The organism is Streptomyces sp. NPDC038135 (assembly GCF_055601245.1).
Genome location: NZ_JBVJXS010000007.1, coordinates 374,516 through 398,127, shown reverse-complemented (window position 1 = coordinate 398,127; position 23,612 = coordinate 374,516). Strand labels below are relative to the sequence as shown.

Genomic DNA, 23,612 nt, shown 5'->3' with positions numbered 1-23,612 from the left:
GCCCAATCACCCACGTGGTTCATACGAGTCGCGGGCGTGAGGGGTCCGGCACAGGATCAAGGAACGCTGCCGTCGCGTCAGTCGCGCGGCGTCGACTCTGCCCCGCGAAGGAGATGTGTACAGGATGACCACGACGTCTGAACGTCCTTCAGCAACGCCGGCCCGTGAGGTGTCGAAGCGTGTCTCGCAGTCCGTCTTCGACGGCTCGCGGCTCCGGGTGGTGCTGCTGGTCGATGTCCACGACGGAGCGCAGCAGCAGTTCCTGGAGGCCTACGAGCAGCTGTGCAACCAGGTCGCCTCGGTGCCGGGCCATGTGAGCGACCAGCTCTGCCAGTCGATCGAGAACCCGTCCCAGTGGCTCATCACGAGCGAGTGGGAGAGTGCGCCGCCGTTCCTCACCTGGGTGAACAGCGAGGAGCACGTGCGGATGGTGGAGCCGCTGCACAGCTGCGTCCGCGACACCCGGTCGCTGCGGTTCCACGTGGTGCGCGAGACCGGCGGCGCCGCGTCGCAGGCCGAGCAGGGGCAGCGCCGGCTGCAGGCCCACCCGCGCATCGGCGACGGCGTGATCCGCCACGCGCTGACCTTCACCGTGAAGCCCGGCAGCGAGAAGAAGGTCGCGGAGATCCTCTCGGACTACGCCTCGCCCGAGGCCCGGGTGGACGACACCACGCGGCTGTGCCGGACCTCGCTGTTCATGCACGGCAACCGGGTGGTGCGGGCCATCGAGGTGCGGGGCGACCTGCTCGCGGCGCTGCGGCACGTGGCCCGGCAGCCTGAGGTGCGGGCCGTGGAGGAGGCGATCAACCCGTATCTGGAGCAGGACCGGGACCTCGACGACCAGGAGTCGGCCCGGATGTTCTTCACCCGTGCGGCGCTGCCCGCCGTGCACCACGTGAGCGCGGGTGACCAGCAGGAGGGGCTGCGCCAGGCCCTGTACTACGCGGCCCGGCCGGGCCGGGGGATGCACCTGGCGGAGCTGCTCGCCAAGGCCGACTCGGAGTCCGCCGACGACCCGTCGAGCCCGGTGCTGCGCAGCACGGTGTTCCAGCGGGACGACGTCGTGGTGCGGCTGGTCGACGTCCGTCCCGACCAGGGCGCCGATGCGGTGCCGCTGCCGGCGCGGGTGGCGGCCGAGGCGCGTGCGCTGCTGGACGCCGACGCCGCGCGCATGGACCTGATCACCGACCGCCGTTCGCCCGAAGCCTGATCCTGCGGCGGCTCCCACCAGCACCCAGCGCCGTACGCGGCCCAGACACCGGAGGAAACGTTGTCCATCAAACCCCGTCCGAAAATCGTGGACCTCAGCGAGGTCGAGCCCAACGTCCGGCGAGGTGGCGACCTGCGCGCCATGCTCACCCCTGCCACGGTCGGCTCCACCAGCGGCTTCATGGGCGTGGCCATCGTGCAGCCCGGTGACCGCATCGGTGAGCACTACCACCCGTACTCCGAGGAGTTCGTCTACGTCGTCTGCGGTCAGCTCGAGGTGGACCTGGACGACGAGCCGCACACGCTGCGGCCCGAGCAGGGCCTGATGATCCCGGCGCACATGCGGCACCGGTTCCGCAACGTCGGGAAGGTCGAGGCGCGGATCGTCTTCCACCTGGGTCCGCTGGCGCCGCGTCCGCAGCTCGGCCATGTCGACACCGAGGAGACGGAGATCATCGGGGCCGCCGCGGTGGTCACGGAGCCGGCCGCGGCGGGTGCCGGCCACGACCGGGGTCAGGTCCGGTCATGACCCGGCGCGTGGCGGTCACTGGCATAGGCATCGTGGCTCCGGGTGGTATCGGCGTACCTGCTTTCTGGGATCTGCTTGCCAACGGCCGGACCGCGACGCGGGGCATCACCTTCTTCGATCCCTCGGGGCTGCGGTCACGGATAGCGGCCGAGTGCGACTTCGACCCGGCGGCGCACGGCCTGGGCGAGGACGAGGCCGCGCGTGCGGACCGGTACATCCAGTTCGCCCTGGTCGCCGGGCAGGAGGCGGTCCGGGACTCCGGTCTCGACCTGTCCGCCGAGGACCCGTGGCGGGTGGGCGTCTCGGTGGGCACCGCGGTCGGCGGCACGACCCGGCTGGAGCACGACTACGTCCTGGTCAGCCACCGCGGTGAGCGCTGGGACGTGGACCACCGGGAGGCGGAGCCGCACCTGCACCGGGCGTTCTCGCCGAGCACGGTCGCCTCGGCGGTGGCGGAACGGTTCGGCGCCCAGGGTCCGGTGCAGACCGTCTCCACCGGCTGCACCTCGGGTCTGGACGCCGTCGGATACGCCTTCCACACGGTCGAGGAGGGCCGGGCCGACATCTGCATAGCCGGGGCGTCGGACTCGCCGATCTCCCCGATCACCATGGCCTGCTTCGACGCGATCAAGGCCACCTCCCCGAACAACGACGACCCCGCGCACGCCTCCCGGCCCTTCGACAACAACCGTGACGGGTTCGTCATGGGCGAGGGCGGCGCGGTGCTCGTCCTGGAGGAGCTGGAGCACGCCCGGGCCCGCGGCGCGCACGTCTACTGCGAGCTCGGCGGCTACGCCACCTTCGGCAACGCCTACCACATGACCGGCCTGACCAGCGAGGGCCTGGAGATGGCCCGGGCGATCGACATGGCCCTCGGCCACGCCCGGCTGGACCCCACGGCGATCGACTACGTCAACGCCCACGGCTCCGGCACCCGGCAGAACGACCGCCACGAGACGGCGGCCGTGAAGCGGGCGCTCGGCCACCACGCCTACGACACCCCCATGAGCTCCATCAAGTCGATGGTGGGGCACTCCCTCGGGGCGATCGGGGCGATCGAGGTGGTCGCGTGCGTGCTGGCCCTCGCCAAGCAGGTCGTCCCCCCGACCGCGAACTACGAGATCCCCGACCCCGAGTGCGACCTGGACTACGTCCCACGCGTCGCCCGCGACCGGAAGCTGAACAGCGTCCTGTCCGTGGGCAGCGGGTTCGGCGGCTTCCAGTCCGCGGTGGTCCTGACCCGTTCCAGGGAGTGAGGACAGGATGAGTGCTCCGCATGAACGGCGCGCGGCCGTCACCGGCATCGGGGTGGTCGCGCCCAACGGAACCAGCACCGACACGTTCTGGAAGGCCACCCAGGAAGGCCTCAGCGTCCTCGACCGGGTCACCCGCGAGGGCTGTGAGCACCTTCCGCTGAAGGTGGCCGGCGAGGTCCGCGGCTTCGAACCGGCCGCGACCATCGACGAGCGGTTCCTCGTCCAGACCGACCGGTTCACCCACTTCGCCCTGGCCGCGGCCGACTTCGCGCTGGAGGACGCCCGGCTGGGGCAGGCCGACACCTCCCAGGAGCCGTACTCCATCGGGGTGGTCACCGCGGCCGGGTCCGGCGGCGGCGAGTTCGGCCAGCGCGAGCTCCAGCAGCTCTGGGGCAAGGGCAGCCGGTTCGTCGGCCCGTACCAGTCCATCGCCTGGTTCTACGCCGCGAGCACCGGCCAGATCTCCATCCGCCGGAAGTTCAAGGGCCCCTGCTCGGTCGTCGCCTCCGACGAGGCGGGCGGTCTGGACGCCCTGGCGCACGCCGCCCGGGCGGTGCGGCGCGGCACCGACGTGATCGTGGCCGGTTCCACCGAGGCGCCGCTGGCGCCGTACTCGGTGGTCTGCCAGCTCGGTTACGAGGAGCTGAGCACCGAGACCGACCCGTCCCGCGCCTACCGCCCGTTCACGGACGCCGCGTGCGGCTTCGTGCCGGCCGAGGGCGGCGCCATGCTCGTGGTGGAGGCGGAGACGTCGGCCCGCGAGCGCGGCGCGGACGTGCGGGCCTACGTCGCGGGCCACGCGGCGACCTTCACCGGCGCCTCCCGCTGGGACCGGTCCCGGGACGGTCTGGCGCAGGCCGTCAGGCAGGCGCTGGACGAGGCCGGCTGCGCTCCCGAGGAGGTCGACGTCGTCTTCGCCGACGCCCTCGGGGTGCCGGAGGCGGACCGGGCGGAGGCCCTCGCGCTCGCCGACGCCCTCGGCGCGCACGGCACCCGGGTACCGGTCACCGCGCCGAAGGCCGGCATCGGCCGGGGCTACTGCGCGGCCCCGGTGCTGGACACCGCGGCCGCGGTGCTCGCGATGGAGCACGGCCTGATCCCACCCACCCCCAACGTCGCCGACGTCTGCCACGACCTCGACCTCGTGACCGGCCGCGCCCGCGTCGCCGAAGTGCGCACGGCGCTGGTGCTCAGCCGCGGACTCATGGGGTCGAACTCGGCGCTCGTGCTCCGGCACGGCGCCGCGCAGTGAGGACAGCAAAGGAGGAGAGCAATGCCTCAGATCACCGTGGAAGAACTCGCCGCGCTGATGAAGAAGGCTGCCGGGGTCACCGTCAGCCCGCAGCAGCTCCAGGACACGCCGGACACGGGCTTCGACGTCCTCGGCATCGACTCGCTCGGCCTGCTCGGCATCGTCGGCGAGCTGGAGAACACGCACGGCACCCCGATGCCGGTCGACGCGGAGCGCTGCAAGACACCCCAGCAGTTCCTCAACCTCGTCAACAGCACCCTGATGGCAGGAGCCTGAGATGGCAGGACACACGCAGAACGAGATCACCATCGCCGCGCCGTTCGACCTGGTCTGGGACATGACCAACGACCTGGAGAAGTGGCCGCAGCTCTTCAGCGAGTACGCGTCCGTCGAGATCCTCTCCCAGGAGGGGCGCAGGACGACGTTCCGGCTGACCATGCACCCGGACGACAACGGCACCGTCTGGAGCTGGGTCTCCGAGCGCGAGCCGGACCGCAAGGCCCGCACGGTGAAGGCCCGCCGGGTCGAGACCGGCCCGTTCGCCCACATGGACATCCTCTGGCAGTACGAGGAGGTCCCGGCGGGCACCCGGATGGTCTGGACGCAGGACTTCGCGATGAAGCCGGACGCCCCGGTCGACGACGACTGGATGACCGACAACATCAACAAGAACTCCAAGGTCCAGATGGCCCTCATCCGGGAGAAGATCGAGAAGGCGGCCGCCGGACGGCGTCCCGCGCCGGCCCTCGCCGACTAGCCGGAGGAAGGACCGAGCCCATGCACCAGGCACTGATCGTCGCGCGCATGGCCCCGGGCTCCGCCCCGGACATCGCCAAGGTGTTCGAGGAGTCCGACCGGGGGGAGCTGCCCCACCTCGTCGGTGTGGTGCGGCGCAGCCTCTTCCAGTTCGGCGACGTGTACATGCACCTCGTCGAGTCCGAGCGCGACCCCGGGCCCGCCATCGCCAAGGTGACCGGCCACCCCGAGTTCCGTGACATCAGCGAGCGCCTGACGGCGTACGTCAGCGCGTACGACCCGGAGACCTGGCGGTCCCCGAAGGACGCGATGGCACAGCGCTTCTACGTCTGGGAGCGCGACTGAGCCGTACGGCACCCCCGGACGGCCACCGGCCGCCGGGCCCGCAGCGTCGCGGGCCCGGCGGCCGGTGGCCTGTGCCGTCGTGTCCGCGTCACGCGGGCACGTGGCAGTCGAACGCGTGCAGGTAGGGGTTGACCGGACGGATGTCGCCCACCTTCAGGCCCGCCGCGGTCAGCCGGCCCACCATGGAGTCGGTGGTGTGCTTGGCCCCGCCGACGTTGAGGAGGAGCAGCAGGTCCATGGCGGTGCTGAAGCGCATCGAGGGGGTGTCGTCGACCAGGTTCTCGATGACGACGACGCGGGTGCCCGGGCCGCCCGCCTCGACGACGTTGCGCAGCGTGCGGGACGTGCTCTCGTCGTCCCACTCCAGGATGTTCTTGATGATGTAGACGTCGGCCTGGACCGGGATCGCGTCCCGGACGTCACCGGGCACGATCCGCGCGCGGTCGGCGAGGTCGCCGCCCTCGCGCAGCCGCGGCAGGGCGTTCTCCACCACCCGGGGCAGGTCGAGCAGGCTGCCGCGCATCGACGGGTACTTGTCCAGCAGGCAGGCCACCACGTGGCCCTGGCCGCCGCCGATGTCCGCGACCGACTTGGCCCCGGACAGGTCGAGCAGGGCGGCGACCTCGCGCGCGGACTGCTCGCTGGAGCGGGTCATGGCGCGGTTGAAGACGTCCGCTGACTCCGGGGCGTCCTCGTTGAGGTAGGTGAAGAACTCCTTGCCGTACAGGCCCTCCACGACGTTGTCGCCGGTGCGCACCGCCTCGTCGAGCCTGGGCCAGGCGTCCCAGGTCCACGGCTCGGTGCACCACAGGGCGATGGCGCGCAGGCTGTTGGGGTCGTCCTCGCGCAGCAGCCGGGACATGCCGGTGTGCGCGAACGTGCCGTCCTGCCGCTCCTCGAAGACGTCGTAGCAGGACAGCGCCCGCAGCAGCCGGCGCAGGGGCTTCGGTTCGGTCTTGACCGCGGCGGCGAGGTCCTCCGCGGTCATCGGGGTGTCGTCGAGGGCGTCGGCGACGCCCAGCCGGGCGGCGGCCCGGACGGCGGCGGCACAGGCCGCGCCGAACACGAGTTCGCGCAGCCGCATGGGAGGCGGTGGTGCTGTTTCAGCGGACGTCATCTGCCGCCCTCTCTCTTTCCTTGGCCTTCGTCGGTCCAGCAGTGGCAGCGCCCGTGCGGTCAGCACAGGCCCGCGGGCTTCGAAGCCCGGCAGGAGTTGCGCTCGAAGGAGTTGGTTTTGCCGGTCTCGGTGCTCACCAGGTCGGCGGGGGAGTTCTCCGAGAGGACGTTGCCGTCGACGCGGTTGTTCGTGCCGGCCACGCCCACGAAGCTCTTGAACAGCACGATGCCGCCGGACAGCGGGGACTTGCCGGAGTTGCCGGCGACCCAGTTGCGCGACACCCGGGTCTGCTCGGTGCCGGTCAGGACGATGCCGGAGCCCTTCAGGGCGGGCAGCCGCTCGGTCTTCGCGCAGGACTTGTTGTTCGCGACCACCTGGTTGGCGGTGACGTCCAGGTGTCCGGCCTTGGGCTTGTTCTCGTCACCGACCACGAACACCCCGGCGCAGTTGCCGGAGACGTAGTTCCGGGCGACGCTCAGGTTCCGCAGCCGGCGCACGGTGACGCCGATCCGGTTGCCCTCCAGCCGGTTGTGCGCCACCAGGGTCTGCTTGGCGTCGTAGGCGCCCGCCTCCTCCTGGATGGTGTTGGCGAGGAACACGCCGGCGTCGCCGTTGCCGTGCGCGTAGTTGTCCCGCAGCAGGCTGCGCACCGACCGCTCCTCGGCGATGCCCCACACGCCGTTGTTCGCGGCGTTCACCCCGCGCACGGTCAGGCCGTCGGTCGCCATGCCGAAGACCCCGGTGCGGCTGAACTTGGTCACCTTGAGGTCGGCGACGGTGACGCCCTTGACGTCCTTGGTCTTGGTGCCGAGCACACAGATGCCGTTGCCGCCCTCGGCGCAGCTCTTCGCGACCTTCTTGGGCTTCTTGGAGGCCTTCTTCGAGACCTTCTCGGCGGCCTTTCCGGCGCTCGCCCCGGCGGGCTTCTTCTTGGCCTTCTTGGCCTTCTTGGCGGCGGGCTCGATGACCGTCCCGGAACCCACGCCCCGCAGGGTCACGTAGGGGGTGCGGATCGTCACGCTCTCGTGGTAGGTGCCGGCGAGCACGAGGACGGTGTCGCCGGCCTTGGCGGCGTCGACCGCCTTCTGGATCGACTCGCCGGGGCGGACCACCAGCGTCGAGTGGGCGGCCACCGCGGGAGCGGCGCCGAGGGCGGTGCCGACGAGGGCGGCGGTGCACGCGAGATATGCGATGTGACATCTCTTCATATCGCCTACGGTATGGCTGTTTTATCCTGCTATGGCCGTATGGGCCATCCGGCGGCGTGTCAGGGGCGGCGCGGACGGCGGGCCGGAAGCGGGCGCGCCGACCGGTGTGCCGGGGCCGGCGGTGACCCGTTCGGCCCCGCCGGGCACCGCCCCGGCTTCACCCGGACGGCGCAGCGCGCGAAGCGGCGGGGACGGCCCCGGGCCGGAGTCGCCGGGCGCCCCGGACCCCGCGGCGACCATACTGTCGGTTGTGAACCGGGTCATCCGCGCACGGCGAGGGCTCCGGGCGGCCGCGGCCTACGTGCTCAGCGCCCCGGGCGCCTACGTCTGGCTCACGATCCTGTTCTTCACCACCGTCGCCCTGCACCACATGTCACCGGCGTTCGAGCAGGACTTCCTGCGGCAGCGCTCGACCAACATCCACGAGCTGTCGCGGAACCCGGTGCGGGTGCTCATCACCAGCGCGATGTGGATCGACAGCGGGCGCTGGCTGCCGTACGCCGTGCTGTACACCGTCTTCCACGCCCAGGCCGAGCGCTGGCTCGGCACCCTGCGCTGGCTCGCGGTGTGCGTCGCCGCGCACGTGCTCGCCACGCTGATCAGCGAGCTGGCCCTGCTCCAGGCGATCCACGCCGGCCATGCCCCGCCGTCCGCCGTCAACTCGCTCGACATCGGCGTGAGTTACGCGCTGGCCGGGGTGATGGCCGTGCTCACCTACCGGATCGCGAAGCCCTGGCGGTACCTGTACCTCGCCTGTCTGCTCGCCTTCTACGCAGTGCCGCTGGCCGCCGGCCGTACCTTCACCGACTTCGGGCACTTCCTGGCCGTCCTGGTCGGTCTCGCCTGCCGTCCGCTGGTCAGAGGCCGCGGAAAAGCATGGAATCCGAAGGAGACACTGGCCGCTCCCAGGGGTTAACGTCCCGGCCATGAGCAGCTCGGCAACCAGTGTCGTCAACGGTGGGATCTCCTTCTGGTACGCGGACGACGGCCTCCCGGCCGCGCGCGAGCCGCTGTCCGGGGACGCCTCGGCGGACGTCGTCATCGTCGGCGGCGGCTACACGGGGCTGTGGACCGCGTACTACCTGAAGAAGGCCGCCCCCTTCCTGCGGATCACCGTCCTGGAGCAGAAGTTCTGCGGATACGGCGCCTCCGGCCGCAACGGCGGCTGGCTCTACAACGGGATCGCGGGCCGCGACCGGTACGCGAAGCTGCACGGCCACGAGGCCGCCGTACGCCTGCAGCGGGCGATGAACGACACCGTGGCCGAGGTGGTCGCCGTCACCGAGGCGGAGGGCATCGACGCCGGTGTGCACAAGGGCGGGGTGCTGGAAGTGGCGACCACACCGGCCCAGTTGGCCCGGCTGCGGGCGTTCCACGAGCATGAGCTGTCGTACGGCGAGAAGGACCGCGAGCTGTACGGGGCCCGGCAGACCGCCGAGCGGATCAGGGTGGCCGGCGCGGTGGGCTCGAGCTGGACCCCGCACGGCGCCCGGCTGCACCCGGTGAAGCTGGTCAAGGGGCTCGCGGCGGCCGCGGAGGCGCTGGGCGTGGTCATCCACGAGTCGACGCCGGTCACCGAGATCCGGCCCAAGCACGCCGTCACCCCGTACGGCACGGTCCGCGCGCCCTACGTGCTGCGCTGCACGGAGGGCTTCACCGCCTCGCTCCGGGGCCAGCGGCGGACCTGGCTGCCGATGAACTCCTCGATGATCGCCACCGAGCCGCTCGGCGACGAGCAGTGGGCGGCGATCGGCTGGGACGGCCGGGAGACGCTGGGCGACATGGCGCACGCCTACATGTACGCGCAACGCACCGCCGACGGCCGGATCGCGCTGGGCGGGCGCGGGGTGCCCTACCGCTTCGGCTCGCGCACCGACAACGACGGCCGCACCCAGAGCGAGACGGTAGAGGCCCTGCGGGAGATCCTGACCCGCTTCTTCCCGGCCCTCGCGGGGGTGCGGGTCGAGCACGCCTGGTCCGGTGTGCTCGGCGTCCCGCGCGACTGGTGCGCCACGGTCACCCTCGACCGGGCCACCGGACTCGGCTGGGCGGGCGGCTACGTCGGCTCGGGCGTCGCCACCGCCAACCTGGCCGCCCGCACCCTGCGCGACCTCGTGCAGCAGGACTCGGGCCAGGCCGGCCGGACCGAACTGACCGACCTGCCCTGGGTGAACCACAAGGTCCGCAAGTGGGAGCCGGAACCCTTCCGCTGGCTCGGTGTGCACGGCATGTACGCCACCTACCGGGCCGCCGACCGCCGGGAGCTGCTCCGCCCGGGCGCCGGGTCCTCCCGGCTGGCCAGGGTGGCCGACCGGGTGGCGGGCCGGAGCTGACCGGGGTGACCGGGCCGGACGCGCCCGGTTAGCCTCACCCTCATGATTCGCTCCGCTACCCCCGCCGACGTCCCCGTCATCCACGCCCTGATCCGCGAGCTGGCCGAGTACGAGAAGGCCCCGCGGGAGGCGCGGGCGACCGAGGAGCAGTTGCGCGAGGCGCTGTTCGGGGAGCGGCCGGCGGCGTACGCGCACATGGCCGTGGACGAGGAGACCGGGGAGAGCGTCGGCTTCGCGCTGTGGTTCCTGAACTTCTCCACCTGGCGCGGTGTGCACGGCATCTACCTGGAGGACCTCTACGTCCGTCCCTCCGCCCGGGGCGGCGGGCACGGCCGGGCGCTGCTGACCGAGCTGGCGCGCATCTGCGTGCGGCGCGGTTACGAGCGCCTGGAGTGGTCGGTGCTGAACTGGAACCGGCCCGCGATCGGCTTCTACGAGGCCCTCGGCGCGCGCCCGCAGGACGAGTGGACGGTGTACCGGCTCACCGACGGGGCGCTGGCCGGGCTGGGCCGCTCAGCCGACTGACTCCGGCACCGCCGTCTCGGCCGGGGCCCCGCGTCCCGGGGCCCGGGCGGTCACCATCAGGCCCGCCACCAGGCCGGCCAGCAGCATCACGCCCGCCGCCCACGCGATCGCGACCGTGTAGCCGTGCACCACGCCCGCCGGGACGACCGCGGCCTTCGAGGCCGGACCGCGCAGGTGGGCGCTGATGTAGGCGGCGCTGCTGGTGGTGGCGACGGTGTTGAGCAGGGCCGTGCCGATCGAGCCGCCCACCTGCTGGGAGGTGTTGACGGTCGCCGAGGTGACGCCGGCGTCGCGCGGGGCCACGCCGGCGGTGGCGGTGGCGAACACCGGCATGAAGGTCAGGCCCATGCCGAGGCCCATCAGGATCAGCGCGGGCAGGATCTCGCCCGTGTAGGAGGAGCCGACGGTCATCCGGGTCAGGAGCAGCAGCCCGGACGCGGCCAGCAGCATGCCGGGGACCATGAGCAGGCGCGGGGCGACCCGCTGCAGCAGCCGGGCCGATATCTGGGTGGAGCCGATGATGATCGCCGCGGTCAGCGGCAGGAAGGCGAGGCCGGCTCGGACCGGCGAGTAGCCGAGGATGACCTGCAGGTAGTAGGTCATGAACAGGAACAGCCCGAACATGCCGATCACCGCGAGCATCATGGTCAGGAAGCAGCCCGCGCGGTTGCGGTCCCGGACGATGTGCAGCGGGAGCAGCGGGCTCGGCGCCCGGCTCTGCCACCGCACGAACGCCACGAGCAGCACCGCGCCGGACGCGAACAGGGCGATCACCAGCGGGTCGCTCCAGCCGCGCGGTTCGGCCTCGGCGAAGCCGTAGACGATCGCGACGAGCCCGCCGCAGCCGAGCAGCACGCCGGGCACGTCGAGCCGGGACTCGCGGTGGCCCGGGTGGTCGCGCAGCAGGGCGAGCGCGCCGAGCACCGCGACGACGGCGATGGGCACGTTGACGTACAGGCACCAGCGCCAGTTCAGGTACTCGGTGAGCAGGCCGCCGACGATGAACCCGATGGCCGAGCCGCTGCCGGCCAGCGCGCCGTAGATGCCGAAGGCCCTGCCGCGCTCGCGCGGGTCGGTGAACGTCGTGGTCAGCAGGCTCAGCGCGGAGGGCGCGAGCAGGGCGGCGAAGACGCCCTGGAGGGCGCGGGCGCCGAACAGCATCCCGGAGCTGGTGGCGGCGCCGCCGAGCGCGGAGGCGGCCGCGAAGCCGATGAGGCCGACGACGAAGGTGCGTTTTCGGCCCACGAGGTCGGAGACCCGGCCGCCCAGCAGCAGGAGCCCGCCGAAGGCCAGCGTGTAGGCGGTGATCACCCACTGCCGGTTGGCGTCGGACATGTGCAGGTCGTGCTGGGCGGAGGGCAGCGCGATGTTCACGATCGTCGCGTCCAGGACCACCATCAGCTGGGCGAGGGCGATGACGACCAGGCCCCACCAGCGGTGGGGGTCGGTTCGTCCGGCGTCGGCGGACGAACGCGGGGCCTCACCCTTTCGGCCGCTATCCATCTGGTCAGAACACCACGAATCGGTGCTTGTCGCATCCGCGTGCGCCGGAGCTCTCGCGCACGCGGGCCGGTTCCCGCAGGCCGGCCCGACTGTCAGTGGTCCGGTGCAGCATGGGGGCATGGCGAGGAGAGCGGCGGGCGCGGACGGGACACGGGTGAAGGGCGCGCGGCGGCCGGAGGTGCGGCTGCCGCCCCTGGAGCCCTGGACCGGCGGCGGCCTGGAGCCGGACGGCGACTACGACGGTCTCGAGTTCCGCGCGGCGGACCTGGCCGGGCAGGACGGCGCCGGCGCCCGCTTCATGGACTGCGCGCTGACGGAGTGCGCGGTGGACGAGGCGGTGCTGCGCCGCGCGCGCGTGCTGGACTCGGTCCTGCGCGGCCTGCGGGGCGTCGGCACCGACCTCGCCGAGGCCACGTTCCGGGACGTGGAGCTGCTGGACCCGCGGCTGGGCGGCACCCAGTTGCACGGCGCCGTGCTGGAGCGGGTCGTCATCCGCGGCGGCAAGATCGACTTCCTCAACCTGCGCGAGGCCCGGCTCAGGGACGTGGTCTTCGACTCCTGCGTCCTGGTCGAGCCGGACTTCGCCGGCGCCCGTCTGGAGCGGGTGGAGTTCACCGGCTGCGCCCTGAAGGAGGCCGACTTCGGCGGCGCGACCCTCAGGGACGTCGATCTGCGCGGGGCCGCCCCGCTGGAGATCGTCCGGGGCCTGGACCGGCTGGCGGGGGCGGTGATCAGCACCGGGCAGCTGCTGGACCTGGCTCCGGTGCTGGCGGGCGAGCTGGGGATCAGGGTGGAGGACTGAGGGCTCAGGCCACGCGGGGGAAGCGGGCCTGCAGGGTCCAGATCGCCGGATTCTCCGACAGGTCCTCGTGGAGATCGCTCAGATCGGCGATCAGGTCATGCAGGAAGTCCCGGGCCTCCCGGCGCAGTTCCGAGTGGGAGAAGGACAGCGGGGCCTCCTCGGCCGGCATCCAGTCGGCCTCGATGTCCACCCAGCCGAAGCGGCGCTCGAAGAGCATCCGGTCGGTGGACTCGGTGAAGTCCAGTTCCGCCTGCTGCGGCCGGGAGGCACGCGAGCCCATCGGGTCCCGGTCCAGCCGCTCCACGATGTCGCACAGCGCCCACGCGAAGTCCAGCACCGGCACCCATCCCCAGGCCGTGGACAGCTCCCGGTCCGATTTCGTGTCCGCGAGATAGACGTCCCCGCAGAACAGGTCGTGCCGCAGCGCGTGGACGTCCGCACGGCGGTAGTCGGTCTGCGGCGGGTCCGGGAAGCGGTTGGAGAGGGCGTAGCCGATGTCGAGCACGCAGGAGATGGTGTCACGCCCCGCCACGGCGCCCCGATCCGGTGCCGCGCCGCGCCGTAGCATCGGGGACATGTCCGGAGCCGCACGCCTTGTCCCGGCCGCCGCCGCCCTCCTCGCGCTCGCGCTCACCGGCACCGCGTGCGAGGCCGGCGTCCGCGGCACCCCGGGCGGCTCGGGCGTGCACGACCCCTACTTCCCGAAGGCGGGCAACGGCGGCTACGACGTCACCCACTACGCCCTGACCCTCGACTACACCCCGGACACCCGCCGGCTCACCGGCCGGGCCGTGATCACCGCCCGCGCCACCCAGGACCTGACCGCCTTCGACCTCGACCTCGACGGACTGGACGTCGCCGCGGTCACCGTCGGGGGCGAGGACGCCCGCTGGAACCGGGCCGGCCAGGAACTCACCGTCCGCCCCCACGACGACCTCCGCGAGGGCGAGACCTTCACCGCCGCCGTCCGCTACTCCGGAACCCCGCGGACCCTCACCGACCCGGACGGCTCCGAGGAGGGCTGGCTGCCCACGGCCGACGGCGCGCTCGGGCTCGGCGAGCCGGTCGGCTCGATGGCGTGGTTCCCGGGCAACCACCATCCCTCGGACAAGGCGACGTACGACATCACGGTGACCGTCCCCGAGGGACTGCAGGCCGTCTCCAACGGGGAGCTGACCGGACGGACCGGAAAGGGCGGCCGGACGACGTACTCCTGGCACGCCGCCGAGCCGATGGCGAGCTACCTGGCCACCGTCGCCGTCGGGCACTACGACATCGGCCGCGGCACCGGGCCGCACGGCCTGCCCGTCCTCAACGCCGTCGATCCCCGGCAGGCGAAGGCGAGCAAGGACGTCCTGGCGAAGATCCCGGAGATCCTCGGCTGGGAGGAGCGCACCTTCGGTCCCTACCCCTTCTCCTCCGCCGGCGTGATCGTCGACCGCCCGGGGGACGCCGACTACGCCCTGGAGACGCAGACCCGCCCCGTCTTCCCCGGCGCCCCCGACACCGGCACGCTCGTCCACGAACTCGCCCACCAGTGGTACGGCGACTCGGTCACCCCGCTGAGCTGGCAGGACATGTGGCTCAACGAGGGCTTCGCGACATACGCGGAGTGGCTGTACCAGGAGGACCACGGCGGCAAGAGCGCCCAGCAGACCTTCACCGACCTGTACGACGGCGACGACGACGCCGTCTGGGACTTCCCGCCGGCCAGGCCGGCCGGCGCCGCGCACATCTCCGACACCCCGGTCTACGAGCGCGGCGCGATGGTGCTGCAGAAGATCCGCCAGAAGGTCGGCGACGGCGCGTTCCGCGACCTCCTCCGTGGCTGGGCCGCAGCCCACCGCCACGGCACCGCCGACACAGCCCAGTTCACCGCGTTCGTGGAGAAGCGGGCCCCGGGCAAGGACTTCGGCGGGATCTGGAGGGACTGGCTCTACGGAGACGGCAGGCCGGACCGCCCGTGACGGACGGCCCGGCTGCCCTTGCCCCGCTGCGCGGTGCTAGTTGACGTTGACCGCCTTCCAGGCCGCCGCCACCGCGTTGTACTCCGCGCTGCCCGAGCCGTACAGGGCGGCCGCCGCCTGCAGGGTGCCGGTGCGGGCGCCCGCGTAGTTGGTGGTCGAGGTGAAGTACGTGCTCAGGGCCTTGTACCAGATCTGGATCGCCTTGTCCCGGCCGATGCCGGTGACCGTGGAGCCGTCGTACGTCGGGGAGTTGTAGGACACCCCGTTGACCGTCTTCGCGCCGCTGCCCTCGGACAGCAGGTAGAAGAAGTGGTTGGCGACACCGGACGAGTAGTGCACGTCCAGGCGGCCGACGGACTTCGACCAGTAGTCGGCGGAGCCGCCGTCCTTGCTGGGCTTGTCCATGTAGCGCAGCGGGGTGCCGTTGCCGTTGATGTCGATCTTCTCGCCGATGAGGTAGTCACCGGGGTCGGAGGAGTTGTTCGCGGAGAACTCCACCGCGGTGCCGAAGATGTCGCTGGTGGCCTCGTTCAGGCCGCCGGACTCGCCCCGGTAGTTGAGCTTCGCCGTGGCCGCGGTCAGACCGTGGCTCATCTCGTGGCCCGCCACGTCGAGCGAGGTCAGCGGGTCGGCGTTGCCGGAGCCGTCGCCGTACGTCATGCAGAAGCAGCTGTCGTCCCAGAAGGCGTTGACGTAGGCGTTGCCGTAGTGGACGCGGGAGTAGGCGGCCTTGCCGTCGCCCGCGATGCCGTTGCGGTTGAAGGCGGACTTGTAGAAGTCCCAGGTGGCGGCGGCGCCGTAGGCGGCGTCCACGGCGGCGGTCTGGCGGTTGGAGACCGTGCCGTTGCCCCAGACGTCGTCGGCGTCGTGGAAGAGGGCGCCGGTGCCGGTGGTGCCGCCGTTCAGGTCGTACGTCTTGTGGCCGCCGCGGCCGCCGTCGATCAGGTCGTAGCCGCCGGAGGCGGAGGCGGTGGTGCCGATGGTGACGGTGCCGCTGTACTGGCTGGTGCCCGTGCCCGTCTCGATCGCCTCGTAGGAGTAGATCTTCTTGCCGGTCCGCGCGTCGGTGACGACGTGCAGCTCGCTCGGGGTGCCGTCGTGCTGGACGCCCTTGACGACCGACTCGTAGGCGAGGACCGGCTTGGCGCCGGCGGCCCAGACCACCTTGCGGGAGGTCGAAGCGGCGGCCTTCGCGGTGTCCGCGGCCTTGAGGGCGGTCTTCTTCGCGCTCGCGGCGGAGACGGCGGCCGTGGTGGTCGGCACGGATATGCGGGCCTTGGCCGCCTTGCTGACGCCCTCGAGGGAGCCGCTCTTCGTCACGTGGGTGACCAGGTCGCCGCCGAGCACGGGAAGACCCGCGTACGTCCGCTCGTAACGGGTGTGCACGGTGCCGTCGGCGTCCTTGATCACGTCCCGGACGACCAGCTTCTCCTTGGCGCCGAGACCGAGTTCGCGGGCCGTGGCGCCGGCGTGCCGCTGGGCCGTCTCGATGGCGGCGGCGCGGGCCGGGGCGCTGAGCGGGGCCGCCGTGGCGCCGGGGGTGTGCGTGGGGGCGGCGGTGGCGGAACCGTTCTGCAGGGCGAGGACGACCATCGCCGCCGAGCCGGCCAGCGCGGCGGTGCGCATGGCGGTCCTGCGGGAGGCGCTGGGGTGCTGAGTCACTCGATCTCCTTATGGCTGGCCTCCGGTGGGGCCGGAGACACAGTTGGGGCACAGGGGACGTACAACTGCGGCGGGTGCGGAGAGAGTGACACTGGGCAGCCACTGTTTGACAGAGCGCCGACAAGATGTTACGTGTTCGTTTCCGAATGCCGTGCCTCGAAAACCGTTATCCGGACGTGCGCGGAGAGTTCAACTCAGCATTCTGTAAGCGCAATTGAGCGCTCCGGCGTCACACCTCGCGGGCCGGCCGGTGTGACGGGCTTTCAGCCCTCCCACTCGTCCAGCATCCGGGCGAGGCCGGGCGGCCAGACCGGCTCCGGCTCCCGGGCCAGTTCCTCCCTGCTCCACCAGCGCCAGGTGAGGATGCCGTCGGCGGCGTGCGCGGCGGCCAGATGGGGGCCGGCCGGTTCGCGGTGCGGGCCGTGGGTGACGTAGACGTGCTCGTGCTGGTGGACGGGGACGCCCGTGTGCGTGAAGTCGTGTTCCCAGGTGCACAGCAGCGGGCCCGGCTGCAGGTCGGTCCAGCCGGTCTCCTCGGTCAGTTCCCGCAGGGCGCCCTCGCGCGGGGTCTCGCCCGGCTCCAGCCCGCCGCCGGGCAGCGCCCAGTGCACGCCGACCTCGACGTTGTCGTAGCGGAAGAGCAGTACCGCGCCGTCGGGATCCACGACGGCGACCCGGGCGGCCTGACGGGGTGTCCGCAGCACCTTGCGCAGCACGGCGCAGGGGCGGCCGAGGGCGTGGTCGCGGCGGTGGTCCACGACCTCGTAGCCGAGGGCCGTCCAGAAGGCCAGCGCCCCGGGGTTGTTCTCCAGGACGGCCAGGCGCACGGCCCGGCGGCCGGCGGCCCGGAAGCGCTCCTCGACCGCCGCGGCGACCCGGCGGCCGTACCCCTTGCCCTGTTCGGTCGCGTCCACCATCAGCAGCCCGATCCACGGATCGGGGTCGGCCGGGTCGGGGTGGCGGGCGAGGGTGATCACGACCGCGACCAGACGCCCCTCGGACCGGGCCAGCAGGACCTCGGCGTCCGGCTGGGCCAGTTCGTCGGCCAGCGCCGCCGCCACCTGCTCGCTGCGGACGTCGTCCGGGTCGGGGAAGTCGCCGCTGAGCGCGTGGAAGGCGCGGTTGGAGGCGTAGAGCGCGGTCAGCTCGGTGAGCAGCGGGCCCGGGAGGTCATGACCGGCGGTGCGGGCGAGGGGTTCGAGGATCACCCGGGCAACGTATCGCGGGGCCCTGGCGGCTCCGCCGGAAATCACGGGCGGGCGCGGGCCGGGGCGGACAGGCCCCCGGCCCGCGGGCCGGGCCTGTCCGCCCCGGCGGGGCGTGCGTCAGACGTTCACGCCGAAGTCCTGGGCGATGCCCACCAGGCCCGAGGCGTAGCCCTGGCCCACCGCGCGGAACTTCCACTCCGCGCCGTTGCGGTACAGCTCGCCGAAGACCATGGCGGTCTCGGTGGCGGCGTCCTCGGAGAGGTCGTAGCGGGCGATCTCGGCGCCGCCGGCCTGGTTGACGATGCGGATGTAGGCGTTGCGGACCTGGCCGAAGTTCTGGCCGCGGTTCTCGGCGTCGTAGATGGAGACCGGGAAGACGATCTTGTCGATGTCGGCCGGGAGCGCGGCCAGGTTGACGTTGATCGCCTCGTCGTCGCCGGCGCCCTCGCCGGTGCGGTTGTCACCGGTGTGGACGATGGAGTTGTCCGGCGTCTGCTTGTTGTTGAAGAAGACGAAGTGGGCGTCGGAGTAGACCTTGCCCTGCCCGTTGACCGCGATGGCGGAGGCGTCCAGGTCGAAGTCCGTGCCGGTGGTGGTGCGGACGTCCCAGCCGAGGCCCACGGTGACGGCGGTCAGGCCCGGAGCCTCCTTGGTGAGCGAGACGTTGCCACCCTTGGACAGGCTTACAGCCATGATTGGGAGTCCCTTCCCTAGTTATTCGTGCGCATCTGTGCCGACGAAGCTACCGTCACCGGGGACAACGTCGAGGGGGGTCCCGGTGGTTCCGGATCCCTTTACCTTTTTTACCCATGTGGCCGTCTCCCGGTGAAAACCGCGTGACGTGGGACGGGCGGTGCCGGGAACATGGGAGGCATGTCCGGTCCCCATGTCATCCGCGGTTCGGTCTCGCTGCCCGAGGCCGAGCTGATGTGGCGTTTCTCGAGGTCCTCCGGGCCGGGCGGGCAGCACGTCAACACCAGTGACTCGCAGGTCGAGCTGCGCTTCGACCTGGCGCGCACCGAGGCGCTGCCGCCGGTGTGGAAGGAGCGGGCGCTCGCCCGGCTGGCCGGGCGGCTGGTGGACGGCGTGGTCGTCGTGCGGTCCTCCGAGCACCGCTCCCAGTGGCGCAACCGCGAGGCCGCCGCCGTGCGCCTCGCCGCCCTCCTCGCCGAGGCCACCGCGCCCCCGCCGAAACCCCGCCGCCCCACCCGCATCCCGCGGGGCATCAACGAGCGCCGGCTGCGCGAGAAGAAGCAGCGCTCGGAACGCAAGCGCGGCCGCTCCGGGCGGGACTGGGGCTGACACCCCCCGGCCGGGTCGGCCGTCAGCCCAGATGGCGGTAGCGGCCGCGGAAGTACATCAGCGGGCCGCCCTGCGCGTCCGGCGCCCGTGCGGTCAGCACCCGGCCGATGACGAGGGTGTGGTCGCCGGCCGGCACCCGCTGCTCGGTGCGGCACTCCAGGGTGGCCAGCGCGCCGTCGACCAGCGGGGCGCCGGAGACCTCCCCGCGCTCGCGCGGCAGGTCCTGGAAGAGCAGCCGGTCGCTGATGCGGCCCTTCATGGCGAACCGCCCGGCGATGTGGCGCTGGCCGTCGGCGAGCACCGACACCCCCCACAGCGGCTGTTCGGCGAGCAGTTCGTCCATACGCGAGCCCTCGCGCAGACTGACCATCACCAGCGGCGGGTCCAGCGAGACGGACATGAAGGCGGTGGCGGTCATGCCGACGTCCTCGCCGCCGGGCGCGGCCGGGTCGTCGGGGTCCAGCGGCGGTTCCTGCGCGGTCACCAGGACCACGCCCGCGGCCAGCCGGGACATGGCGGCCCGGAACTCGTCGTTGCTCACCCCCTCAGCATGCCCGTTGACTGCTGCGGCGGTGGTGGAGGAGGTGTTCAGCACGCCATGAACGCTAATCTCCGCCCCGGACGGGCCGCATCGGGCCCTGGCCCTAGCCGGGTCCTAGGACCGGGGGACCACGAGGTGACGGTTCGTGCATCATGTGCGCACAACGACAAAGCTTGCGTTCAGTAAACGCACAGGGAAAACGCAGAAACTCCACTCAATTGTTCACGTTCCCCTGTGACTTGAGTCACAAGGGACAGATATTGTTGACCCTGTGTACCGAGTGGGCAGCGCGCTGTGATTCAGTGGCTGAAGACCACTGAGAGACGACGGGAAGCACTGTAAGGAAGCGCCGGACACAGCCCTTGATTCGCTGCGAGGTCTGGGGGGAGGGCGAGCATGGAGACCGAGTCGGAACCGTATGTCCGCCTTGCGTCCCTGCGGCAGCTGCACCAGGTCATGGCCGACATGAACACGGCACGCAGCCTGGCGGACACACTGCAGACGGTCGCCGACGGCGCGGTCAGCGCCCTCGGGTACGAGCTGGCGTGCGTCAACCTCGTGCGCCCCGACGGTGACCTCGTCATCGCCGCCTTCTCGGGCAACGCCGCCGCCGAGGCCCTGATCACCGGCCGGGTCGGCTCCCGCGACGCCTGGGACCGGCGGCTGAGCATGGGCGAGCAGTGGGGCGACCTCGTGTTCATACCCCACACCGAGGGCTGGGTGCTGGACGACGACGACGTCCCGCAGTGGTACACCGACGGCCCCGCCCCGCGCTTCGAGGACGAGTGGCATCCCTCCGACCGCCTCTTCGCCCCGATGTACACGCCCGGGGCGCAGGGCGGCGGCTCCTCCGGCGAGCTGCTCGGCGTCATATCCGTCGACCGGCCGCGCAACGGCCGCCACCCCGGCGCCTGGGGCCGCGAGGCCCTGCAGATGTACGCCTTCCAGGCCGCCATCGCGATCAGCAACGCGCGTCTGCGGTCCAACATGCAGCGCGCCCTGGTCCGGCTCGAGCGCGAGCAGCAGGCGCTCCGGGCCAGCGAGGAGAGCTTCCGGCAGGCCTTCGAGTACGCGCCCTCCGGTATGGCGATCGCCGAGATGGGCGGCGACCAGCACGGCCGCATCCTGCGCACCAACGACGCCCTGTGCCGGCTGCTCGGCCGCCCCGCCTCCGCGATGCGCCGCTACTCCTTCTCCGACCTGGTCCACCCCGAGGACATCGGCACGCTGCTGAGGACCTCCGCCGAGGGCGGCCGGGCCGAACTCCGCCTGGGCCGCCGCGACGGCAGCTACGTCTGGGTGAGCCTGCGCAACAGCGTCGTCGCCGACGCCGCCGACGGGCCCCGCTTCCTGCTGACCCACGTCGAGGACATCGAGGAGCGCAAGCGCCGCGAGCTGCAGCTCGCCCACCGCGCCTCCCACGACTCCCTCACCGGCCTGCCGAACTCCGCCGAGCTGCGCTCCCGGCTGTCCGCCCGCCTGTGCCACCGTCCGTCCCACGCCGGCGCCCTGGAGTCGCTGGACGCGGCCTACGGCCACCCCGCCTTCGACGCCCAGCCCGGGCACGGCTTCGACTTCGCGCAGGGCGCCGAGGCCTTCGACGGCTACGACCACCACGTCCACACCGTCGCCCCCGAGGACGGCCACGACGACGGCGCCAAGGGCCTCGCCGTCCTCTTCTGCGACCTGGACGGCTTCAAGTCGATCAACGACAGGTTCGGCCACAACGCGGGCGACGCGGTGCTGATCGAGGTCGCCCGGCGGCTGACCCGCGGGGTGCGCGACGGCGACACCGTCGCCCGGCTCGGCGGCGACGAGTTCGTGATCCTCGCCGACGGCCTCGGCAAGGCCGACGCCCAGGACCTCGCGGTACGCCTGCGCAACGAGATCATCCAGCCCATCCGCGCCGAGGGCCGGGCCGTCCGGGTGGGCGCCAGCTTCGGCATCGGGTGGGCACACTGCGGCATGACGGCGGACGAAGTGTTGAAGTCCGCCGACGAACGGATGTACGTCGAGAAAAGATCTCGTCCCAAACAGCACCGGCGCGCCGGATGAATCGCAGGTCAGTGAGCTGATGCGATCCGGGTCACCCGTTTGGCCCAGTCGGAGCGGGTAGGCTCGCCATTCCACACCCGTATCGCATCCACCCGCACCTGTTGAGGAGTACCAAGGGATGACGCCCGGCGACAACGGCGCGAGCACGCCCGAGGACGACGACCCGTTCGGCTACCTGTACGCCGACGGTCAGGCCCGAGGCGCCCAGCCGCCGTCGGGTGGCTACGGCTATCCGAACTCGGTCAGCAGAGTGCGCGCGGTCGGCGAGCGCCAGTACGGCCAGCCGCAGGCCGCCTACGGCCAGCAGCAGCCCACGGTCCCGCAGCAGGGCGCCTACGGCCAGCCGAACACGCACTACCAGGCCCCGGAGACGCTGCCCGGCGGCGCGCCGACGAGCAGGCAGTCCATGCCGCCCGCCGGCGGCGGGCGCCGCGGCCCCAACACCAAGGGCCTGCTGATCGGCGCGATCGCGGTGGTCGCGGCGGTCGTCATCGGCATCGGTGTGGCGATGATCAACGGCAACACGGACGACGACAAGTCCGGCAACCAGGCGGACGCCTCCCCGAGCCAGTCCCAGACCGGCGCGCCGAGCCCGTCGAACAGCGCCTCGGCCCCGGCCGGCGAGCTGCCGAAGTCGGACGCGAGCGCCCTCCAGCTGGCCGGCGGTGCGACCAAGGCGACGGACGTACCGGGCGCGCAGGCGGCCGGTGGCACCTACGTGGGCGGCCTGAGCACAGTGGGCGCCTCGGTGACCTGGACCGTGGACATTCCCGAGGAGGGCGCGTACACCCTCCTCGCGCGGTACAACAACGCCGGTGAGGACCAGTCGATGACCCTCACCGTCAACGGTCAGAAGTACGGCAGCGGATTCAACTTCGCCAACTTCACGCACCAGACCGATCCGAAGCTCGCCTGGACGGAGAGCTTCGCCTACCCGAACCTGAACAAGGGGTCCAACACCCTCTCGCTCTCCTGCGCGCCCGGCGACAAGTGCAACGTCCTCCTGGACCAGCTTCGGCTGAAGAAGGGCAAGGTAGGACGGAACTGAGGCGCGCCGGATGGCTTCGCGTCACGTCACGCCGCGCTGACCACCCCGGACACCGCGACCCGTGCCAGCAGTTCCTCGTAGGTCCCGGGGTCGAACTCGCCCGCGCCGGGCGCTCGTACCGTCGCCGCCGACAGGGCCGCCGCGCGGGCCAGGCGGTCCGGCCAGGGGAGTCGTTCCACGAGCCCCGACAGCAGGGCCGCCACCGCCGAGTCGCCCGCGCCCGTCGGGTTGCCGTGGATGCGCGCGGGCGGGGTGGCGCGCCAGCGGCCCTCGGGGGTGGCCGCGAGCAGGCCGTCCGGGCCCAGGGAGGCGACCACCGCGTGGGCGCCGCGGCGGCGGGCGTCCTGGGTGGCGCGCAGCGGCTCGTGGGAGCCGGTGAGTTCGGCCAGTTCCTCGGAGTTCGGCTTGATGATGTCGGGGCGGGCCGCCACCCCGCGGCGCAGCGGCTCCCCGCCGGCGTCCAGCAGCACGGGCACACCGTGGGCGCGGGCCGCGCGTATCAGTCCCGCGTACGCGCCGACGGGCACGCCGGGCGGGAGGCTGCCGGACAGCGCCACCGCCGAGGCCCGGCCGAGCAGTTCCGCGTACCGGTCCTGGAAGGCGCCCCACTCGGCCGGCGCTATCTGCGGGCCCGGTTCGTTGAGCTGGGTGGTGTCGCCGGTCCGCTCGTCCACGACGGCGACCGTGCGCCGGGTGGCCCCGGCGACGGGCACCAGCGCGTCCGTCACCCCGGGCGCGGCCGCGAGGTGTTCGCGCAGCACCCGGCCGGTGGCGCCGCCCGCGAAGCCGGTGGCCGTCACCTCGTGGCCGAGGGCGGCCAGCACCCTGGCCACGTTCACGCCCTTGCCGCCCGGCCGTTCGAGGACCTGGGAGACCCGGTGCGAGGCGTGCGGCCGCAACGACCGTACGTAATAGGTGATGTCGAGAGCGGTGTTGAGCGTGACCGTGAGGATCACCAGGTCCGACCTCCCTCGAAGTCCGTCGCGTCATCGGT

24 protein-coding genes are annotated in these 23,612 nt (G+C 72.1%); 15 read left to right on the top strand and 9 right to left on the bottom strand.

What is annotated here, in order from left to right; genetic code table 11:
- Positions 1-124: 124 nt before the first annotated feature.
- The 7 genes from ACZ7JA_RS22160 to ACZ7JA_RS22130 all read left to right on the top strand — a co-directional run bounded on the left by ACZ7JA_RS22160 (position 125) and on the right by ACZ7JA_RS22130 (position 5,347).
- A complete protein-coding gene (locus tag ACZ7JA_RS22160) occupies positions 125-1,210 on the top strand; it encodes a SchA/CurD-like domain-containing protein (RefSeq protein WP_351666017.1) in 1,086 nt (361 codons plus the stop codon).
- Between the two features lie 87 nt (positions 1,211-1,297).
- Complete coding sequence (locus ACZ7JA_RS22155; protein ID WP_351666015.1) at positions 1,298-1,738, top strand: cupin domain-containing protein; 441 nt, start codon at positions 1,298-1,300, stop codon at positions 1,736-1,738.
- Positions 1,735-2,994, top strand: a complete 1,260-nt coding sequence (locus ACZ7JA_RS22150; RefSeq protein ID WP_351666013.1) for a beta-ketoacyl-[acyl-carrier-protein] synthase family protein — start codon at positions 1,735-1,737, stop codon at positions 2,992-2,994. The genes ACZ7JA_RS22155 and ACZ7JA_RS22150 overlap by 4 nt, the downstream gene beginning before the upstream one ends.
- Positions 2,995-3,001: 7 nt before the next feature.
- The gene (locus tag ACZ7JA_RS22145) at positions 3,002-4,246 is read left to right on the top strand and encodes a ketosynthase chain-length factor (RefSeq protein WP_351666011.1); all 1,245 of its coding nucleotides are present in this window, start codon (positions 3,002-3,004) and stop codon (positions 4,244-4,246) included.
- A 21-nt stretch (positions 4,247-4,267) separates the two neighbouring features.
- Positions 4,268-4,522, top strand: coding sequence for an acyl carrier protein (locus tag ACZ7JA_RS22140; protein ID WP_143630953.1), 255 nt, complete (start codon positions 4,268-4,270; stop codon positions 4,520-4,522).
- A gap of 1 nt (position 4,523) precedes the next feature.
- On the top strand, positions 4,524-5,003 hold the full coding sequence (locus ACZ7JA_RS22135; protein ID WP_351666009.1) for an SRPBCC family protein: 480 nt from the start codon (positions 4,524-4,526) through the stop codon (positions 5,001-5,003).
- A gap of 20 nt (positions 5,004-5,023) precedes the next feature.
- Complete coding sequence (locus ACZ7JA_RS22130) at positions 5,024-5,347, top strand: TcmI family type II polyketide cyclase (protein ID WP_199211023.1); 324 nt, start codon at positions 5,024-5,026, stop codon at positions 5,345-5,347.
- 88 nt (positions 5,348-5,435) lie between these two features.
- On the opposite strand, the gene ACZ7JA_RS22125 is transcribed toward ACZ7JA_RS22130, so the two are convergent.
- The gene (locus ACZ7JA_RS22125; protein ID WP_351666008.1) at positions 5,436-6,464 is read right to left on the bottom strand and encodes a methyltransferase; all 1,029 of its coding nucleotides are present in this window, start codon (positions 6,462-6,464) and stop codon (positions 5,436-5,438) included.
- A gap of 59 nt (positions 6,465-6,523) precedes the next feature.
- Positions 6,524-7,672 carry a right-handed parallel beta-helix repeat-containing protein gene (locus ACZ7JA_RS22120; RefSeq protein WP_351666007.1) on the bottom strand — a complete coding sequence of 383 codons (1,149 nt, stop codon included), beginning with the start codon at positions 7,670-7,672 and terminating at the stop codon, positions 6,524-6,526.
- Positions 7,673-7,922: 250 nt separating this feature from the next.
- On the opposite strand from ACZ7JA_RS22120, the gene ACZ7JA_RS22115 reads away from it, so the two are divergent.
- Genes ACZ7JA_RS22115 through ACZ7JA_RS22105 form a run of 3 tightly spaced genes read left to right on the top strand, consistent with a single transcriptional unit; the run spans position 7,923 to position 10,530 of the window.
- Positions 7,923-8,588 carry a rhomboid-like protein gene (locus ACZ7JA_RS22115; protein ID WP_470809907.1) on the top strand — a complete coding sequence of 222 codons (666 nt, stop codon included), beginning with the start codon at positions 7,923-7,925 and terminating at the stop codon, positions 8,586-8,588.
- 10 nt (positions 8,589-8,598) lie between these two features.
- Positions 8,599-10,005: an NAD(P)/FAD-dependent oxidoreductase gene (locus ACZ7JA_RS22110; protein WP_351666003.1), complete on the top strand. Its 1,407-nt coding sequence runs from the start codon at positions 8,599-8,601 to the stop codon at positions 10,003-10,005.
- A 42-nt stretch (positions 10,006-10,047) separates the two neighbouring features.
- Positions 10,048-10,530 carry a GNAT family N-acetyltransferase gene (locus tag ACZ7JA_RS22105; protein WP_470809904.1) on the top strand — a complete coding sequence of 161 codons (483 nt, stop codon included), beginning with the start codon at positions 10,048-10,050 and terminating at the stop codon, positions 10,528-10,530.
- Here ACZ7JA_RS22105 and ACZ7JA_RS22100 read toward each other — a convergent pair.
- A complete protein-coding gene (locus ACZ7JA_RS22100; protein WP_470809902.1) occupies positions 10,519-12,033 on the bottom strand; it encodes an MFS transporter in 1,515 nt (504 codons plus the stop codon). The genes ACZ7JA_RS22105 and ACZ7JA_RS22100 overlap by 12 nt on opposite strands.
- A 118-nt stretch (positions 12,034-12,151) precedes the next feature.
- On the opposite strand from ACZ7JA_RS22100, the gene ACZ7JA_RS22095 reads away from it, so the two are divergent.
- Entirely contained in the window at positions 12,152-12,835 is a 684-nt protein-coding gene (locus ACZ7JA_RS22095) for a pentapeptide repeat-containing protein (protein ID WP_351665997.1), read from the top strand.
- 4 nt (positions 12,836-12,839) lie between these two features.
- On the opposite strand, the gene ACZ7JA_RS22090 is transcribed toward ACZ7JA_RS22095, so the two are convergent.
- Positions 12,840-13,340, bottom strand: a complete 501-nt coding sequence (locus ACZ7JA_RS22090; protein ID WP_351666207.1) for a hypothetical protein — start codon at positions 13,338-13,340, stop codon at positions 12,840-12,842.
- Positions 13,341-13,410: 70 nt separating this feature from the next.
- Between ACZ7JA_RS22090 and ACZ7JA_RS22085 the strand changes: the two genes are divergently transcribed.
- Entirely contained in the window at positions 13,411-14,802 is a 1,392-nt protein-coding gene (locus ACZ7JA_RS22085; protein WP_470809900.1) for a M1 family metallopeptidase, read from the top strand.
- Positions 14,803-14,838: 36 nt separating this feature from the next.
- Here ACZ7JA_RS22085 and ACZ7JA_RS22080 read toward each other — a convergent pair whose 3' ends face one another.
- The 3 genes from ACZ7JA_RS22080 to ACZ7JA_RS22070 all read right to left on the bottom strand — a co-directional run bounded on the left by ACZ7JA_RS22080 (position 14,839) and on the right by ACZ7JA_RS22070 (position 18,365).
- The gene (locus ACZ7JA_RS22080) at positions 14,839-16,428 is read right to left on the bottom strand and encodes a M4 family metallopeptidase (protein ID WP_351666205.1); all 1,590 of its coding nucleotides are present in this window, start codon (positions 16,426-16,428) and stop codon (positions 14,839-14,841) included.
- A gap of 299 nt (positions 16,429-16,727) precedes the next feature.
- A complete protein-coding gene (locus ACZ7JA_RS22075; protein WP_470809899.1) occupies positions 16,728-17,672 on the bottom strand; it encodes a GNAT family N-acetyltransferase in 945 nt (314 codons plus the stop codon).
- A 117-nt stretch (positions 17,673-17,789) separates the two neighbouring features.
- Positions 17,790-18,365: a TerD family protein gene (locus ACZ7JA_RS22070; protein ID WP_031170907.1), complete on the bottom strand. Its 576-nt coding sequence runs from the start codon at positions 18,363-18,365 to the stop codon at positions 17,790-17,792.
- A 171-nt stretch (positions 18,366-18,536) separates the two neighbouring features.
- On the opposite strand from ACZ7JA_RS22070, the gene arfB reads away from it, so the two are divergent.
- Entirely contained in the window at positions 18,537-18,974 is a 438-nt protein-coding gene (gene arfB / locus ACZ7JA_RS22065; RefSeq protein ID WP_351665990.1) for an alternative ribosome rescue aminoacyl-tRNA hydrolase ArfB, read from the top strand.
- 22 nt (positions 18,975-18,996) lie between these two features.
- On the opposite strand, the gene ACZ7JA_RS22060 is transcribed toward arfB, so the two are convergent.
- Complete coding sequence (locus ACZ7JA_RS22060; protein ID WP_470809897.1) at positions 18,997-19,569, bottom strand: flavin reductase family protein; 573 nt, start codon at positions 19,567-19,569, stop codon at positions 18,997-18,999.
- Positions 19,570-19,911: 342 nt separating this feature from the next.
- Between ACZ7JA_RS22060 and cdgB the strand changes: the two genes are divergently transcribed.
- Together cdgB and ACZ7JA_RS22050 are read left to right on the top strand one after the other, a co-directional pair.
- Positions 19,912-21,570: a diguanylate cyclase CdgB gene (cdgB, locus tag ACZ7JA_RS22055; protein ID WP_351665986.1), complete on the top strand. Its 1,659-nt coding sequence runs from the start codon at positions 19,912-19,914 to the stop codon at positions 21,568-21,570.
- A 118-nt stretch (positions 21,571-21,688) separates the two neighbouring features.
- Entirely contained in the window at positions 21,689-22,618 is a 930-nt protein-coding gene (locus ACZ7JA_RS22050; protein WP_470809894.1) for a carbohydrate-binding protein, read from the top strand.
- Positions 22,619-22,644: 26 nt separating this feature from the next.
- On the opposite strand, the gene ACZ7JA_RS22045 is transcribed toward ACZ7JA_RS22050, so the two are convergent.
- On the bottom strand, positions 22,645-23,574 hold the full coding sequence (locus tag ACZ7JA_RS22045; RefSeq protein ID WP_351665982.1) for a 1-phosphofructokinase family hexose kinase: 930 nt from the start codon (positions 23,572-23,574) through the stop codon (positions 22,645-22,647).
- Positions 23,575-23,612: the final 38 nt, after the last annotated feature.